The sequence below is a fragment of the Thermorudis peleae genome (assembly GCF_000744775.1).
Lineage (GTDB): Bacteria > Chloroflexota > Chloroflexia > Thermomicrobiales > Thermomicrobiaceae > Thermorudis > Thermorudis peleae.
The window spans coordinates 338,687-355,099 of the sequence record NZ_JQMP01000003.1 but is presented as its reverse complement, the minus strand read 5'-3'; the positions used below and the strand labels follow the sequence as shown (position 1 = coordinate 355,099).

Genomic DNA, 16,413 nt, shown 5'->3' with positions numbered 1-16,413 from the left:
TACTTCATATGGTATGATAAGCGACTGGAGGCGCATATGCGCATTGAGACAGGAACGAAGCGGCAGCCGACGCGACAAGCGATCCTCTCGCTTCTGAAGCAGAGCAGCGGGCTGACTGCTGACCAGCTTGCGCATACACTTGGCCTCACGACGATGGCTGTACGGAAGCATCTGGCTGCGCTTGAGCGTGATGGGCTTGTCGAGACGACCATGATCCGCCGGCGCGTTGGCCGCCCGGCTCGGCTCTATCGATTGTCGGCCCAAGCAGATACCCTGTTCCCAACCCAGTATGCAGGCATTGCTCGGGATATCCTGACCGATTTAGCGGCGATTGATGGTTCAGCAAAGGTCGAGTTGCTCCTCGCACGGCGGGCGGATCGCATGCGAGCGGCACTTGCGACGGCGCTCGGTAACACGCCGTCGTTTGCCGAACGCGTCCAGCTTCTGGCTGAGCAACTCGACGAATTTGGCTACCTTGCCCGCTGCGAAGTGCTCCCCGACGGAACCTATCGCCTTATCCAGCACCATTGCCCACTCCGCCATGTTGCCGAAGCGTTCCCAGCTGCCTGCCGGTTTGAGCTTGAGGCATACCGCGACGTGCTTGGTGCTGAAATCGAGCGGTGTTGCTACTTGCTCGACGGTGACGGTTGCTGCGCATACACGATTCGCCCACGTACACCAGCGGGCACTGGCGCGCACCACGACTAGCGCACCAGTGTCAACGCTGCCAAGAGCAGCGCGATCCCAATAACGATCACGACGAGCACAAGGCCAAAGGCAATGCCGAGCAAGGCGGCACGCCGTACTGCGTGACGTTCTGGTGATCCACGCGGTGAGGGACTCTCCGACACTGCCACAGACTCCCATCTTCGGTGGAAATGTGAGGCACGAGACAAAGCGTGACCTGGAAGGTGGTTATTCCCTCCCAGGCCACGCGGTATTGACACGCTTCTTTACGCCGGGATAGTTAAGCTCTCGAGATCTCGCGGATAATAGGTGATCATCTCCACACCGTCGGGTGTAACCGCGACCGTATCTGAGTGACGGAATCCTCCGATTTCTGGCACGTAGATCCCCGGTTCAACGGTGAAGACCATGCCGACTTCGATAATCCGATGATCGCCGATGTCAAGGAATGGCGCTTCGTGGACTTGAGTCGACTTCGCATGCCCCGTATGGTGCCGCCAGTATTGCTCAAGGCCGTGTTCCTTGAAGAAGGCGCGCACAGCCTGGTCAACCGCTGAGCAGGGGATGCCTGGCTTAATCGTCTCAATGGCGAGGGTTTGCGCCTGGAGCATGAGGTCAAAAAACCGCGCCTGCTCAGGCGTCGGCTCACCAAGGATCATTGTTCGCTCAAGCTCGCAGCTATAGCCCCAGATGTATGCCGTTGCGCCGGTTACCAGCACGTCCCCCGCCTGCATGCGGGCATTGCTCGTCATCGCGTGTGGCAGGGCCGACGCTTTGCCGATCTGGCCACGGAAACCAGCTGAGGCAAGTCCGGAGCCACGCGGCAGGAATTCTGGCCCAAGGGCACGCAGCATGGCCTGCGATGCCTCATAGGACGCGCGCATCGAGACTTCGGTCTCGGTTGCTCCAGGCCGGCAATACTCCTGGAGGTAGGCATGCGCAAGGTTCGCCCAGCGCGCGCTCTCACGCAGGAGTTCGAGCTCTTCTTCCGAATTGATCATCTGGAGATACTCGACATCGTCGGCCACATCAATGACGGTCGCATCTGGCAGGAGCTGGCTCAGCTTCGGCCCGCGATAGCCATAGAGCCGGCCATAACCATCGGAATCGACTCCGATCCGTGCTCGCCCCATCCCCATATCAATGAGCAGGTCTTTCAGGTATTCCATGGGGTGCCGCGCATCGGGATACTCGGGATACGCAGTGACACGATCGACAAGCGCAAAGGCTTCAGCATGCTCGAGCTCAAGCCGCGGAACCAGCAGAGCCGAGGCATCTCGCGTGAGCACGTACGCCATCGGCCGCTCGGTCGGGATGAAACCGAAACGGCTGAAGTACGAGACATTGTTGGGGCCAAACACGACCAGGCCATCGATCTGCTGCTGGCCGAGTCGGTCGAGGATCGCTGTTCGCCGCCGAGCGTACTCCGCGTCACTCAAACGCAGTCGTGGCATCGCTTCCATCCTTTCGCTCATGCTTCCTGTTACCAGACAGGCCTTCTTCCGGCAGTCTATCGCCGACGCAGACGTGGGTCGAGGGCATCACGCAACCCATCGCCAACCAGGTTAAACGCCAAGACGAACAAGAAAATCGCCAACCCGGGAAAGACGGTGAGCCACCACGCACCGTTCAAGAGTTCACGTTGTCCGTCCTGCAACATATTTCCCCAGGACGGGGTGGGGATTTGCACGCCAAGGCCGAGGTATGACAGGCTTGCCTCAAGCAGTACAGCATAGGACAACCACAGCGTCGCTTGCACGACAATGACACCGATGGCATTGGGGAAGAGATGAAGAAAGATGATCCGGGGAGTCGATGCCCCGAGCGCACGTGCTGCGGTAACGAACTCCCGCTGTTTCAAGGAGAGGAATTCACCTCGGACAAGGCGCGCGGTTCCAGGCCATGAGGTCAGCCCAATTGCCACGATGGTCGTCGGCAATCCCGGTGAAAAGAGTGCGGCAGCAACGATGAGTAGGAGTAACTGTGGAACTGTCAAGAGCACATCGGTTAAGCGCATCAAGACCATGTCCACCCAGCCGCCGAAATAACCAGCAAGCGCTCCCAACACGACCCCAACTGACATGATGATGGCAACAGCAGCGAGGCCAACGGACAAGGAGATGCGCGCACCAACGATAAGCCGTGCATAGACATCACGGCCGTTCCGATCCGTGCCAAGCCAGTGCTCGGCCGAAGGCGGCCGGTCACGATAGCCCGCCTGAATGCGATCAGGGGGATAGCGTGAGATCAACGGCGCAAGCAATGCGATGACATAGAAGACGATCAAAATGCCGAGTCCAAGCACAGCGAGCCGGTTGCGGGCAAAGCGGCGCCAGAATGTCGCCTGCCGCGGCGGCGCTTGAAGCGAGCGCTGGGATTGCGTTGCAACGTCAACGGCCTGCACGTCCGCTCCTCCGTCCTATGCTCGGTCGAACGTCACGCGAGGATCAACAAGGACATAGAGGAGATCAACAACAATGTTGACGACGACCACAAAGACTCCAGCGAGAAGGGTTACTCCGAGAATTACCGGATAATCCCGGCGCGTAATGGCTTCATAGGTTAAGTTCCCCAATCCAGGCCAGGCAAAGATCTGCTCGATAATCACTGCGCCGCCAACAATATGCGCGACCTGAAGCCCAGTCACCGTGATAAGTGGAATCAGCGCATTGCGCAAGGCATGGCGCCAGAGGACCACCCGTTCACTTAACCCTTTGGCACGCGCCGTGGTGAGATAGTCCTGACGCAAGACCTCGAGCATTGCGGAGCGGACGAATCGAGTAAAGTACGCGATGAGCGGCAGAGCGAGCGCGAGCACAGGCATGAGCACGAATTTCCAGCGTTCGGCAAGCGGCGCCTGGGCTTGCCCAGCACTCAACGCTGGCAACCACCCAAGCTTGACACTCAAATAGAACTGCAAGAGCAGGGCAAGCCAGAAATTTGGCAGGGCCAACCCGATGAAGGCTCCGACCGTTGCCGTGTGATCAAGCACGCTGTACTGCCGCACAGCCGAGATGATCCCTAACGGGATGGCACAGAGTAGCGCTAAGGCGATTGCCAGTGCCTGCAACACCAGCGTCGCCGTTACCCGCTCCTTAATCAGGACCAGCACGGGCTTGCCACCAAAGCCATACGCCCGCCCGAGGTCACCATGAAGGAGATGCGAGAGATAGATCACGTACTGTACCGGCAATGGCTTATCGAGCCCAAAATTCTTGCGCGCCTGCTCAATAAACTCAGGACTCGCGCTCTGCTCCGAGACAAAGGCAGCAACAGGATCACCCGGCGCAAGATGGACAAGCACGAAGAGCAAAAGCGTGAGCCCGAGCAACAATGGCACCGCCGCCACCAGGCGACGAATGAGATACGCGACGATGCCAGTCGTCACAGCAACACTCCCTCTCGCTGACTACTTCGCGACGTAGACGCGCTCGAGTTCGGCGAAGATTCCGCCTGTCTCCACTGTTGGCACATACCCGGCGAACTGCTTCTTGATGACGTGCAAGAATGGCCGGTACCAGGCCCAATACGCCGGGAGATCATCAAGCAAGATCCGCTGGATTTGCTTGTATAAGTCCTTGGCCTTCTGGGTGTCAAGCTCTTTCCGGGCCTGATCCAGCAGCGTGTCAAGCTGCGGATTGCTGTAGCTCGCATAGTTCTGCGAACCGTTGGTCATAAACTGGATGGCAAGATCGCCAGGATCAATCGTGGTGCCAACGAAGGTGGCCTGGCTTACATCGAAGTTCTTGTTAATGGTCCGGGTCACCAGCACCGTCCACTCGATGACCGAGGCCTTGATCTTCCAACCAATTTTCTCCAATTGCTGCTGCGTGTAGGTGAGGAAGTCCTCGCGAAGAATATTGCCTTTGTTAGCCAGGAACTCGATATCGCTCGGGGGCGGGCCAGCCTGTTGCAACAACTGCTTCGCCTTGTCCAGGTCATAGGGCCATGGCTGAATGCTGTCATCGAAGGCCCAGTTGCTCGGCGCGATTGGACCACGCCCAGGCTTGCCGAGCCCATAGAGCGAGTCGTTCGCAAACTGGTTCATATCGAGGGCATAGGCAACTGCCTGGCGCACCTCTTTCTTGGACAAATAGGGGTGCTTCAGGTTGAAGAGCCAGCCATCTGGTTGCGTGAACGGCGGGACGATGACGGTCAGGTTCGCGTTGTTCTTGAGTTGCTGGTAGGTTGCTGGGGTGGGATAGAGTGAGCCGTCGATGTCGCCCGATAACAAGGCATTCGCCAATGACTGCGCATCAGCAATCACGCGGTGCGTGAAGCGATCCAGATAGGGAAGGCCCTGCTCGTAGTAGTAGGGATTGCGCTCGGCCACAAAATCACCGCCAACTGTCCAGGAGACGAACTTGAATGGCCCAGCCCCAATTGGCTTCTGGAAGAACGGATCCTGGGATTTGGCGGAGAGGTCTTTGCCTTCAAGCAAGCGTTTGGGCACTGGGCTGACGTAGCGCAAGTTGATGAGGAAGGAGGCATCCGGCTGCTCGAGGGTGATCTGGAGCCGCTTCGGGTCGAGCACCTTGATCCCAGCAACGTCGTCGGCACTGCCAGCGGCATAGGCCTTCGCCCCCTGGATTGACAGGAACCGCGACTGGCGCGGGCTCGCCGTCGCCTTGGCCAAGATGCCTTTGATTGTAAAGGCGACATCGTCGGCCGTCAGGTCAGAGCCATCGGAGAACTTGGCATTGTCTTGGAGCTGGAACGTATAGGTCAGATTGTCACGCTGCCACGACTTGGCAAGTCCCGGTTTTGGTTCGAGCGTGTCCAGCTTGAGGCGGACGAACTGGTCGAAGAGCATCTTGACTCGCCAGTTGCCTTCAGACTCATTGGAGACAAACGGGTTAATCGTCTGCGCCTCGCCAAGGGTACCGATGATAATCTGCCCGCCCTGCTTGGGTTGCCCAGCTGGTGTGGCTTGTTTGGTCGCTACGCTCGTGCCAGCACTCGTTGGACTGGCAACAAGCGGCGTTCCGGCACCTGGGCCAGTCGTCGGCGTCTTCGTCTCACCTGCACAGGCTGCAAGCACAGCAAGCAATGCTGGCCCGCTCAACCCGAGTTCGGCAGCGCGGCGCAAAAAGGCCCGTCGTCCGAGCTGCTGATGGAGGAATACCCAAATCCAATCTTGTCCTGGCTCACCCCACTCTGTCACCTGTTCCCCCTTGCTCTACTCACGCCGTAAACGTTTCGTTACAGCGTACTGTAACCGATGAAGATCAGCTCGGCAATATTCTGGGGAGATCGTGCCGAGAAATAACCTTATTGCGGGTTTTCTTCTGTTTTCGGCTTCTTTTGTGCTTGCCTGCTTGCTGCCCTGCCGAAAACAGAAGACGGCGCAATTGCCTCGTTTGTCAAGCGTGCGCGTACAATGACCATACAGATCAGGAGGTTTTCTTGGCATGGTTACACCGGTTGCTGACCTCGGCGCACGACTCGCCGCTACCATCACCCGCGCATTCATCGGCCAGCCAACGGTCATTGAGTTGGTCCTCGTCGCCTTGCTCTGCGAGGGACATGTGTTGATTGATGATGTCCCAGGCGTTGGCAAGACCACGCTGGCACGAGCACTGGCGCAAGCAATCGGTGGCCAGTTCCGGCGTCTTCAATGCACTCCCGACCTGCTGCCCTCGGACATCACCGGGTTGATGATCTATGACCAACGAAGCAGTGATTTCGTCTTTCATCCAGGGCCAATTTTCAGCAACGTGCTCCTGGCTGATGAACTGAACCGCGCAACACCGCGCACGCAGGCCGCGCTGCTAGAAGCCATGCAAGAGCGACAGGTCAGCATTGAAGGGCAAACCTTTCCTCTACCCCGGCCATTCCTGGTGATTGCCACCCAGAACCCGGTTGAATTAGAGGGTACGTTCCCACTCCCCGAAGCCCAGCTTGATCGGTTTTTGCTCCGGGTGCGTCTTGGTTATCCTGATCGCGCAGCTGAGGACGCACTGCTCACGCGTTTTCAGGATGCCGATCCAGTAGCAGCCATTGAACCCGTCGCTGCACTCGAGGAGGTCGTAGCCGCAGCCCGAGCCTGCCGACTTGTCGCTGTCAGCGACGACGTGCGCGGGTACTTGCTTGACCTGGTTCGCGCTACGCGCGCCCATGAGGCAATTCGGCTGGGGGCAAGTCCGCGCGCAACGCTGGCACTCTTCCAGAGCGTTCAAGCGCGTGCTGCGTTGCAGGGACGCGATTATGTCATCCCAGACGACGTGAAGGCGCTGGCGATTCCTGTGCTGAGTCACCGGCTGATTCTCAGTCCGGAAGCGCAACTGCGCGGCAGAGACGCGGAACAGATCGTCGCCGAATTACTCGATACCCTGCCGGTTCCTGTGGAGTCCCGCTGATGTGCCGTTTCTGGCATCGTATCGTTCTCTGGTTACGTCAACATACTCGGGCTGTGCCAGTTGAATGGCGGTTCTTCTCGAGCTTGTGGACGTGGGGTGCCGCCCTCGTGCTTGTCCTCGGCGTCCTGATAGGACAACCGGCACTGCGGGTCCTTGGAGCAAGCATTTTGGCAGCGATCATTGTGAGTTGGGTGTGGACGCGGATGAGCCTCGACGGCGTGGAGGTAACCCTCCAGCTTGCTGCATCGCGCCTTTTTCCTGAGGAACAGACGCAGCTGACAGTCAGTGTGGTAAACCGACGGTGGCTTCCCCTCCCGTGGCTCGAGCTCGTCATCCATCTTGCTGATCGGCTCCAGGTGGCTGGTGCTGATCCTGCGCCAAGCGAACGCTATGGCATGGTCAGTATCCAACTTACGACAGCACTGCGCTGGCGCGAACGAATTCGCTTGACCTATACGCTCAGCAGCCCCGAGCGCGGCGCTTTTGCCATTGGGCCAGTTGACCTGCGGGCTGGCGACCTGTTTGGCTTCTTTAGCCGGGCCGAAAGTCGCCCAATAACCCTGCGGCTGCTGGTCTATCCACACCCTATTACTGTCCCGGCTCTTGTCCCGCCGCCGCAAACGCCTTCGGGAGAAGCGCGTTTGCCCCGTGCGCTGCTTGCGGACCCTTTTCGCCCAATTGGCGTCCGTGACTATCGTCCCGAGGACTCGCTTCGGCTCATTCACTGGAAGGCGACGGCACGTACGCAACGGCTCATGGTGAAGCAATTTGAACCAGCAGCATCGCTTCAGCTTGCGCTTTTTCTGAACCTGGAGACAACGGAGCGCCCCTGGGAGGGTTTTGATCTCGAACGGGCAGAGAGCGTCATCGCCGCAGCGGCCGCCTTTGCGCGAGACGCGCTGGCTGCACGATGGGCTGTCGGCGTCTACGCCAACGGTGTCCTTGCCGGGTCTGACCAGCCGCTGCGCCTTGGGCCAAGCAGCGGACCATCGCAACTACGTGCCATTATGGAGGCATTAGCGAAGCTGACGCCGTTGGCTGCGCTACGCTTCACGCGCTTCCTCGCGCACGAAATAAGCTGCCTGCCTTCAGGCTGTACGCTTGCCGTCGTGACACCGCTGCTTTCACCGACGCTTGTGCAACTCTTGGCACAGCAACATCTGCTTGGGCGTCCACTGGTACTGGTGACGCTTGGCCAGCCAGAATGCATTCCTCCGGCTGGCCTTCCTCTCCTTGTCTTGCCAGCGCGTCTTGTCCATCATACGCCGCGGTACAGTCTGCCACTTGACGCTCATCTCCCACCTTCGCCAATCCCACCGTAACCCTGGCGAACTCACATCCGCATGGTTATGCTGGTGACGAGGCAGCACACGGTGGAGGGCATGGGATGGCATTCCCAGCATTACTCCGGCGTCACCTTGGCGCCTGGCGCTGGAGACGCCAAGGGAAAGTCCAGCTCGCCACAGCGGTGCACGACGTCCCTGGCTGGTTGGTGACAGCAGCGCTCGTCCTGGCCGAAGCGGCGATCGTTTACCTCTTTGCCGGAGCCCTGATACCAGCCTATCAGCCTCCGTACGCCCCGCCTCCAGCTTGGGGGATTGCCCTCTTGCTGCTCGCCTGCACGGCCTTCGCCCGGCTGGTGGAGCGCCGTCGTCTGCCTCGCACCTCAGAGGAGCCAGTTCTCTGGATTGGCCTCGGACTTGCCTTCGTCCTCAGCACAAAGCTTTTGGGATTTTCCCAGATTGCATGGATAGCCCCTTGGCCGCGTGAGCTTGCCCATGCGCTGATCTTCCGACCGAGCACGGCTGAACGCCCCGTGTGGGGCATCGTCGCACTGGTCGCCTATGCATGGTGGCGCGGTCGAACGCGTGAGCCGCCGGACACGGAGAGCACGTATGAGCAGTTTCGCCTCGGCGTCGGCGGGATCGTACTTGGACTGATCCTGGCGCTTCTTCTCCTGCCGCCCGGAGCAGCGTTGCATCGACAACTCCCGCTCGTTGTCCTCTGGTATATGGTCGCCAGCTTGGCTGCGATCGGCCTTGCGCGGCTGCGGATCGAAGCACTACGGGCAAGCGCACCTCTTCCCTATCGCAGCTGGATCGCGCTCACGGTGCTTGCGCTTACGGCGGTACTCGTGGTGGCGGTGGGCCTCGCCTTGCTGCTCACCTATCGAACGTTGATCGTTATCTGGGCAATCATGTTGCCGATCCTCTGGCTGGTGGCACTCCTCGTCCAAGCGGTGATCTTACTCCTTGCTGCAGTAACCTTCGTCATCCTCTTTCCCGTGCTTTGGCTGCTCCAGCACCAGCACTTGCACCTAACCGGGGGTGGTCGCCTGAGCAGTGTGCTTGAGGCGCTGGGGCAGGCCGAGCGTTTCGCGCGGATACAGCTCTCGCTCACGGATCCAGCACGCTATCTCCTCGCTGCAGCTGTCCTTGCTGTTTTGGGTTCATGGCTGGTCCGCCGCGTCTTCCGCCGGCAATGGCGCTGGCGGCGAACCTATCAGCTCGATCGCGAGCCGCTCGCCAGAGAACGGGCACCGCTTGCCACGATTGGACATCGACTGGCGCGTTTGCTTCGCCGTGCACGTCCAGACCCCCTTGATGCACTCCGCCGTGATCCACGGTGGCGATATACTGTTGCGATTCGACTTTGCTGGCGCCGGCTGCTCCGCTTCGGGCAGCGCCTTGGACTACCCCAGAAGCCCAACCAAACGCCGAGCGAGTATGCAGCTCAGCTCGCTGAACGCTTCCCCGAGGCAGCGCCCGCTCTCCAACAGCTTACTCAGGCATACATTGTCGCTCGCTATCGTCCTGAGCCAGCTGATGCGGTGCTTGCGGAAACCGCCGAACAGGCGTGGGAAACACTCCAGCAAACACTCCCGCCCCACCGCTGATTCCCCAAAAACGATCATCGATTAGTGCCCTGTTTTACACTTACCATCGCATCCTTGTGAGCTAAATCAGCAATCTCAAAACAAAGAAGGGAAGAATCTGTTCATAATCGATTATATGAAGTATGTGATAAGTTGTCTTTCCAAGCTTGCACTCTTCACATTCTTTTGATATACTCTCGATATATCTTCATGGATAACTCAAAAGGAAGGAGAGGAATCATGATGACGACACCAGAATCTGCATGGGTGCAACCTGGTATGCGTGTCTTCGATGCTACTGGCGAAGAACTCGGGATTGTCCAAGCCGTCGACCCCCCAGTGTTGCTTGTTGGCTCAGAACGGGGGCCAGCACGTGCCATTCCACTCGCCGCTGTGGCGGAAGCGCTTCCCGAAGAGCGGCGTGTCACGTTGCGTGTCTCGCGTGACGAACTCGATGCTATGCACGACACCACGCATGCTTCGCAACCAGACCTACCGCTCATCGCCCCAGAGACGCCAATGCCAGAGACAGCGGAGACAGCGGCGAGCACCGAGCCAACGATTGCATCACTGATGACCCCGACGCCAAGCGTGATCGAGATCGATCAGCCAGCACGTGTAGCCCATGAACGGCTTGGCGGTGAAAGTCGCCTTTCGCTCATCGTCGTCGAAGGCGACCGACCTGTCGGCATCGTGCGGCTCCGCGACCTGAGTTCACTCCCTGATGATGCGCTCGATCAGCCAATTCGCGCCGTTGCACTGCCAATCACGCCAGAGCTGACGCCAACAATGCCGATTCATGCTGCACAAGCCTGGTTACGCACCCTGGGTGACCAGCTCAGCGGTGTTGATGCCCTGCCGGTCGTTGATACCGAGGGCCGGCTTGTTGGGGCAGTGCCCATCACCGCAGTAGCACACGCCGAGATCGCGGCCACTCACGCCACCGATCTCGGTATCGTGAACGGGATGGATGTGCTTGGAGCTCACGGCAAGAAGCTTGGGACAATCGACGAAGTCTTCCGAGACAGCACGAGCGGGAAACTGACAGGATTTACAGTTACGCATGGGCTCTTTGGACGAAAGCGTAAGCGACTTCCAGCCGACGTCATCGACCATGTCGAAGAGCATACCGTTGTGCTCGTCATCGATGCTGCCGAGTTTGATCAACTGCCCGATGTTGAAAGCTAAGGCGTGGTCTTGTCCGGCGGCCGGCGCGACCGCAGCGCGCGCAACCCGCGGCCGACCATCTTCCCAGCAAAGCGCGCGCCACGTTCTAGCACGTCGGCCGCCCCGTTCTTGGCAGCAACGCCGAGTTGGGCAAGCGCCGCAGTCAAGGCTGCGATATCAGCATCAAGCTGATCCCGGGTCAAGCCAACGGCCGCAAGGTGCTCATCCACAACGTCTGGTTGCGCTGTGCGCACGGCCGCCTGGAGCATGCGGAGGCCACGTAGCAGGGTTTGCAAACTCCGGAGAACACCGCCAAGACCAGGCAAGAGCCGGAACGCTGCTCCGGTCAGTCTCTCCGCTCCTGACGGAAGGGCAGGGATTTGTCCTGCGAGGCGCACATCGTTGGCGAGACGCTGCGCAAGGTCGAGATACTGCGGCCCACGTTGGGCAACATCACGAAAGACCTGCTGGGCCTGCTGGAGTGCATCGCGCACGGCGCCCGCTCCTCTCGTGCTCACGTTCCGTCTTGAGGGTAGCTGAGCACGGGAGCGGGCGCAACTGCGCGGGGAACGGTCGAGCTAGCGCCAGCGGCCGGTGGTAGTCGTTCGCCCAGTGACCGTGAGTGTTGTCGAGGCCGTGTTATTACTGGGTACGACATCGTTGGCGATGGAGGCAGTTGCGGTCAACTGGTAGGTGCCAGGCGCTGTTGCTCCCGTCGTACGCCAGGCAAAGGTTATTCCGCTCGTCTGCCCAGGCGAGAGCGATATTGTCGTTGTCATAGTGCCAGCAGATGGGTTTGTAGGATTGCTGGCTAACTGAACAGTAACTGTCTCGGCAACAGTGCCCCGATTGACGACCGTGACACGAACGCTCGCTGTTTCCCCTTGGCGTAGCGTACTCGGTGCGTTTATAGCCGTGACCGCTACGTCATGAGCTGGCTGGCTCGGAGTTGGTGATGGCGTTGGTGAAACCTGGCTCGAGCCCGACTGCACAGTGACAGTCACGCTGCGGGTATTGTCAGCGGGGTTCGCATCAGTGCCACTGCTCAGAGCTGCCTGTGCTGTGAGAGTCACCGTGCCAGCGCTTGCTGGCTTCCAGGAGAAGCTCAGGGTCTGGCTCGCACCAGGAGCTAATGAAGCCGACTGCGTTGGGGCTATCGCGCTGCCATTGGCCGTGACCGAAACAAGCGCTGTATCCGTGGTCGTTCCCGCATTGCGAACCGTGACCTGAACCGTCGCGGTTACCCCGGCAGTGACAGTCGACGGTACGGTGAGGTTGGTAACCTGCAGGTCATGGGTTGCGCTCGATGACCACGCGACATTGACCAGTGGCTGGGGGCCCCAGGGGCCAGCTTCGCCGTGGTTGACCAGCCAGCTTTTGACAGCACTCGGGCTAGCTCCTGGATTGGTCACAAGATACAGCGCTGCGGCTCCCGTCACATGTGGTGTGGCCATGCTGGTCCCAGAAAGCGTAGCATAGCCACCATTGAGATATGTCGAGAGGATGAGCACGCCAGGAGCATAGAGCGTCACTGCAGGACCATAGTTGCTAAAGCTCGCCCGCGTATCATCAGCTCCAACGGTTGTTGCTGGGCCAAGCCCACCAGGTTTGCCGTCCGTGTCGACAATCGCTCCCACGGTGATAACTTCGGGATAGGCTGCGGGAATCGTGTTGCTTGCATCACGGCCGTCATTACCGGCGGCGACAACAACCGTCACACCGGCAGCCACAGCGCGGCAAATTGCCTGATGTAGTGGATCGACACCTGCGCCACAGTTCGGGGTATTTGAGCCACTTCCACCACCGCTGAAATTGACGACCTTGATGGTATTGGCATGGGCAGTGACCCAGTCAAGCCCACAGATCAGCCACGAGGTATAGCCAGTCCCCTGGTCATTAAAGACTTTCACCGCCCAGAGGCGAGCACCGGGAGCAACACCGACGACGCCGAATCCGTTATCACGAGCGCCGATAATGCCAGCGACGTGCGTACCATGCCCGAGCCGGTCTTGGGTATCACCGCTCCCGGTGCAATCATAGCCACCAACAACGTTTAAGTCTGGATGGCTGGCAATCCCGCTGTCGAGCACCGCGACATCAATGGGCATCGGATCGTCGACGCCATTAATCTTGGCGGTTGTGTTCTGGAGTGTGCCGATGCGCTGGACACCAGTTGGCACCGTCTGAGCCGAGGTTTTCAGGGGTACGTCTGGCGCAACAAGGGCAACCTCGGGCTGGCTTGCGAGCGCAAGGGCCTGGGAAGGCGTCGCCTGCAGGACAAAGCCGTGTAATGCTCGTGTGAAGACACGCTCAGGGCGAAATTGGAGACGAGCGGCAAGCTGAGCGACGCGCGCTGTTACGACACTCTCTGCAAGATCCCCCGAGTTTGTCCGGATGAGGACAATGTAACGCTGCGGCGTGTCTGCCGCTTGTGCACGCTCGACCTTCCCACCGGTAACGAGCCACCCGACCAGCAGGCTGACTACGAGCAAGGCAATGAGTACACGCTGCCGCATGAGCTCTCCTCCTGTCACCAACACACATGCCTGCGGGCAGGCATTTCGTTGATGGTTTTCGAGTGAGTGACACGGAGGAGAGAGGGACAACCGTCCCCAATTCACCCGCTGGTTTTTCCTATGCCGCCTGGCATCAACCGGATAGGGTGAATTGGGCTAGCGCGTGGTACCGAAAGGCTATCCCCTATCAGAAGGTGGTCACGGTCGAAGGAAACACGCCTTCCACATGGCCAGGCACCGACACAGGTCAGCTGCGACAATGCGATCTCTGGCAATGCGCCGCCCCAGGTTGAGGCACTGCGTGAACAGGGCGCAGCCCACGGAGTAGGCGCGCACTGTTGCCCAGCACGACAAGATCAGGCAATGTTTGCGCTGCCGCAGCAAGCGCGGGAGAAAGCATCCCGCTCGCAGCGAGGGAAAGACCAAGCACATTATAGGTAACGGCGAATCCAAGGTTGAGCCAAATGACGCGGCGAGTCTGGCGTGCGAGCCGCACAAGCGCCGGCAGTAGCATCCAATCTTCGCGCAGCAGCGCAACGGATGCTGCCTCAATTGCCGCTGGCGTGCCAATCACTCCCATCGCAACCCCAACATCAGCCTGCGCTAATGCAGGAGCATCGTTCACGCCATCGCCGACCATTACCACGCGTCGCCCCTGCCTTTGGTAATCCTGCACCACACTGATCTTCTCTTCGGGCAACATACCTGCACGGTAGGGGATCCCGAGTGATTGAGCAAACGCGGCAGCAACTTGTGGGTGATCACCAGTCAGGAGCATAATCTCGCGAAAGCCGAGCGCTCGGAGCTCAGCAAGCGCCAGTGGCACGTCACCTCGGAGCGTGTCAGCTGCAGCAAGCACCCCTGCCGGTTGGCCGTCGACGTTCACCCACAGGAGCGTGTTCCCGGCTTGAACAAGAGATGCAGCAGCTGTGGCGAGCGTCTCCGGCACACTCCCTTCCGGCTCGCGACCGACAACAACCGTCTTCCCAGCAACCTGAGCAACAACGCCAAAGCCTGGACGCGCGCTAAACCTGTCTGGCCGCTCAATGGCGAGCCCGCGCATGCGAGCGGCTTCCCGTACGGCCTCAGCCAGGGGATGCTCGGAGTCTCGCTCAGCCGCCGCAGCAAGCGCAAGCACGGTATCAGCCGACCAGCCATCGGCTGGGACAACGGCGGTGAGTGACGGACGCCCAGTCGTGAGCGTCCCTGTTTTGTCGAGCAGCAACACGTCAGCCTGGGCCAATGCCTCGAGAACGGCACCCCCTCGGACAACAATCCCCTTGCGTGCAGTAGCGCCGATCGCCGCGAGGACCGCAACTGGGGTGGCCAGCGCAATTGGGCAGGCGCAGGCAACGACCAAGACAGCCGCAGCGGCTACCCCATCATGACGGAGCAGGAGCGTGATCCCAGCGACGGCGAGCACGACAGGCAAATACGCTCCAGCAAAGCGATCGGCAATGCGTTGGATCGGCGTCCGGTTCGCCTCTGCTTCTTGCACAAGCCGGAGCATCCGCCCGAATGTCGTCCCCTCCCCAGCGGCAGTCGCCTGGACACGGAGCGCACCAAGGCGCACGATACTTGCGGCATAGACTGGCATCCCTGCTTCTGCCTCGACGGGCACGCTCTCGCCCGTCAGCGCTGACTGCTCGACGGTTGCCTGACCGCTGATCACAAGGCCATCAACGGGGATCGTTTCGCCTGGTCGAACGACAACGATGTCACCGGGTTGTACTGCATCTGCCGGCACAAGCACTTCTTGCCCCTCGCGTTCCACTCGGGCGGCGTGCGGGGCAAACGCAGCAAGCGCTGCGATAGCTGTCCGCGCGCGAGCTGTGGTGATCCGTTCGACCATGTCCCCGAAACGGATAAACGTTGCCACGAGCAACGCTGTAACCCATTGCCCGAGGGCCAGAGCAGCAAGCAACCCAAGCGTCATCACCGTATGGGCCGTGACGTGTCGATGCCAGGCAGCACGGCTAACGTCACGGATTACCGGCGCACTAACTATCAGCGTCAGGCCAAGCCAGATTGGCCAGGGCAAAATGGCCTGGAGCCGGTCAAGCCACCCCATCGCTTCGCCAAGCACCGTCAACATGACCAGCGTGACAATACCCAGGCCGGCCATAAGGAGACGGCGGTCAGCCTGCCGTGAACGTGGCGCTGCAGTTTCCGGAAGCACTGGAGGATGGCCAACAGCTGATAGCGCTGCATGCATGCGCGCTGGATCTACCTGCGTCGGGTCGTAGGTCACGCGAACCGCGCCACTGGCCGGTAGGGCCATCACGCTCGTGACGCCGGGCAATGCACCAAGCGTGCGCTCAATGAGGCGAGCGCAGTCAGCACAGTCGAGCCCTTCGACCACCATGGTGAGCGTCGGAAACTGCTCGGCACGCTTAGCGGCCATGGGCCACCTCCACACATCCAGGGGATACGCTGTGGTGATCACCAAGCTCATAGTTCGAACACATGGCGACGCCATGGGCAGTCTCGGTAACGACCGCCTCAGCCAGCGCAAGCACCATCGCTACCCGATCATCGCGGAGCCGGTAGTATGCCGTTCGCCCAGCAGGCTGGCGCTCGACGAGGCCGCAGTCAAGCAGACAACGCAGGTGATTGGACAAGTTCGACGCAGTCAGGCCGGTAAGCAGCCGCAAGCGTGCGACCGTCTGCGGGCCATCGCGGAGAGCTTCGAGGACGGCGAGGCGCGCTGGATCAGCAAAGCCGCGAAAGAGCTTGGCCTTCAGCCACAACACATCAGCACGATCAGGAACCATCGATGCCCTCCCCGGAACATTTCAGTCAATACTGA

Annotated in this window: 14 protein-coding genes; 5 read left to right on the top strand and 9 right to left on the bottom strand. The window is 60.0% G+C overall.

Annotated elements, in window-relative coordinates; genetic code table 11:
* Window positions 1-36: 36 nt before the first annotated feature.
* Window positions 37-708, top strand: a complete 672-nt coding sequence (locus N675_RS04610) for a helix-turn-helix transcriptional regulator (protein WP_038038292.1) — start codon at window positions 37-39, stop codon at window positions 706-708.
* On the opposite strand, the gene N675_RS14265 is transcribed toward N675_RS04610, so the two are convergent.
* From N675_RS14265 to N675_RS04590, 5 genes are all read right to left on the bottom strand, one after another.
* The gene (locus N675_RS14265; protein ID WP_156100817.1) at window positions 705-851 is read right to left on the bottom strand and encodes a hypothetical protein; all 147 of its coding nucleotides are present in this window, start codon (window positions 849-851) and stop codon (window positions 705-707) included. The two genes, N675_RS04610 and N675_RS14265, sit on opposite strands and share 4 nt — an antisense overlap.
* A 102-nt stretch (window positions 852-953) precedes the next feature.
* Window positions 954-2,141 carry a M24 family metallopeptidase gene (locus N675_RS04605; protein WP_038038291.1) on the bottom strand — a complete coding sequence of 396 codons (1,188 nt, stop codon included), beginning with the start codon at window positions 2,139-2,141 and terminating at the stop codon, window positions 954-956.
* Window positions 2,142-2,197: 56 nt separating this feature from the next.
* The gene (opp4C, locus tag N675_RS04600; protein WP_081886864.1) at window positions 2,198-3,091 is read right to left on the bottom strand and encodes an oligopeptide ABC transporter permease; all 894 of its coding nucleotides are present in this window, start codon (window positions 3,089-3,091) and stop codon (window positions 2,198-2,200) included.
* A gap of 15 nt (window positions 3,092-3,106) precedes the next feature.
* A complete protein-coding gene (locus tag N675_RS04595; RefSeq protein WP_051914158.1) occupies window positions 3,107-4,075 on the bottom strand; it encodes an ABC transporter permease in 969 nt (322 codons plus the stop codon).
* Window positions 4,076-4,096: 21 nt separating this feature from the next.
* The gene (locus tag N675_RS04590) at window positions 4,097-5,851 is read right to left on the bottom strand and encodes an ABC transporter substrate-binding protein (RefSeq protein ID WP_038038289.1); all 1,755 of its coding nucleotides are present in this window, start codon (window positions 5,849-5,851) and stop codon (window positions 4,097-4,099) included.
* 247 nt (window positions 5,852-6,098) lie between these two features.
* On the opposite strand from N675_RS04590, the gene N675_RS04585 reads away from it, so the two are divergent.
* From N675_RS04585 to N675_RS04570, 4 genes are all read left to right on the top strand, one after another.
* Window positions 6,099-7,046 (top strand): AAA family ATPase, encoded by a 948-nt coding sequence (locus tag N675_RS04585; protein WP_038038287.1) that lies wholly within the window; start codon window positions 6,099-6,101, stop codon window positions 7,044-7,046.
* On the top strand, window positions 7,046-8,368 hold the full coding sequence (locus N675_RS04580; protein ID WP_038038285.1) for a DUF58 domain-containing protein: 1,323 nt from the start codon (window positions 7,046-7,048) through the stop codon (window positions 8,366-8,368). Before N675_RS04585 ends, N675_RS04580 begins: the two co-directional genes overlap by 1 nt.
* A 65-nt stretch (window positions 8,369-8,433) precedes the next feature.
* Complete coding sequence (locus N675_RS04575) at window positions 8,434-9,942, top strand: DUF4129 domain-containing protein (protein WP_038038283.1); 1,509 nt, start codon at window positions 8,434-8,436, stop codon at window positions 9,940-9,942.
* A gap of 219 nt (window positions 9,943-10,161) precedes the next feature.
* Window positions 10,162-11,109: a PRC-barrel domain-containing protein gene (locus N675_RS04570; RefSeq protein WP_038038282.1), complete on the top strand. Its 948-nt coding sequence runs from the start codon at window positions 10,162-10,164 to the stop codon at window positions 11,107-11,109.
* Here the strand turns inward: N675_RS04570 and N675_RS04565 are convergent.
* From N675_RS04565 to N675_RS04550, 4 genes are all read right to left on the bottom strand, one after another.
* On the bottom strand, window positions 11,106-11,582 hold the full coding sequence (locus tag N675_RS04565; protein ID WP_038038279.1) for a hypothetical protein: 477 nt from the start codon (window positions 11,580-11,582) through the stop codon (window positions 11,106-11,108). The two genes, N675_RS04570 and N675_RS04565, sit on opposite strands and share 4 nt — an antisense overlap.
* 84 nt (window positions 11,583-11,666) lie before the next feature.
* Window positions 11,667-13,604, bottom strand: a complete 1,938-nt coding sequence (locus tag N675_RS13555; protein WP_051914156.1) for a S8 family serine peptidase — start codon at window positions 13,602-13,604, stop codon at window positions 11,667-11,669.
* Between the two features lie 247 nt (window positions 13,605-13,851).
* The gene (locus N675_RS04555; protein WP_081886862.1) at window positions 13,852-16,008 is read right to left on the bottom strand and encodes a heavy metal translocating P-type ATPase; all 2,157 of its coding nucleotides are present in this window, start codon (window positions 16,006-16,008) and stop codon (window positions 13,852-13,854) included.
* A complete protein-coding gene (locus N675_RS04550; protein ID WP_051914154.1) occupies window positions 15,998-16,378 on the bottom strand; it encodes an ArsR/SmtB family transcription factor in 381 nt (126 codons plus the stop codon). Before N675_RS04550 ends, N675_RS04555 begins: the two co-directional genes overlap by 11 nt.
* Between the last annotated feature and the right edge of the window lie 35 nt (window positions 16,379-16,413).

Excerpts from the sequence above, each read along its gene's own strand:
- N675_RS04610 (WP_038038292.1), top strand. The coding sequence starts at position 37 with ATGCGCATTGAGACAGGAACGAAGCGGCAGCCGACGCGACAAGCGATC.
- N675_RS04605 (WP_038038291.1), bottom strand. The coding sequence starts at position 2,141 with ATGCCACGACTGCGTTTGAGTGACGCGGAGTACGCTCGGCGGCGAACA.
- N675_RS04585 (WP_038038287.1), top strand. The coding sequence starts at position 6,099 with ATGGTTACACCGGTTGCTGACCTCGGCGCACGACTCGCCGCTACCATC.
- N675_RS04580 (WP_038038285.1), top strand. The coding sequence starts at position 7,046 with ATGTGCCGTTTCTGGCATCGTATCGTTCTCTGGTTACGTCAACATACT.
- N675_RS04575 (WP_038038283.1), top strand. The coding sequence starts at position 8,434 with ATGGCATTCCCAGCATTACTCCGGCGTCACCTTGGCGCCTGGCGCTGG.
- N675_RS04570 (WP_038038282.1), top strand. The coding sequence starts at position 10,162 with ATGATGACGACACCAGAATCTGCATGGGTGCAACCTGGTATGCGTGTC.
- N675_RS13555 (WP_051914156.1), bottom strand. The coding sequence starts at position 13,604 with ATGCGGCAGCGTGTACTCATTGCCTTGCTCGTAGTCAGCCTGCTGGTC.
- N675_RS04555 (WP_081886862.1), bottom strand. The coding sequence starts at position 16,008 with ATGGCCGCTAAGCGTGCCGAGCAGTTTCCGACGCTCACCATGGTGGTC.
- N675_RS04550 (WP_051914154.1), bottom strand. The coding sequence starts at position 16,378 with ATGGTTCCTGATCGTGCTGATGTGTTGTGGCTGAAGGCCAAGCTCTTT.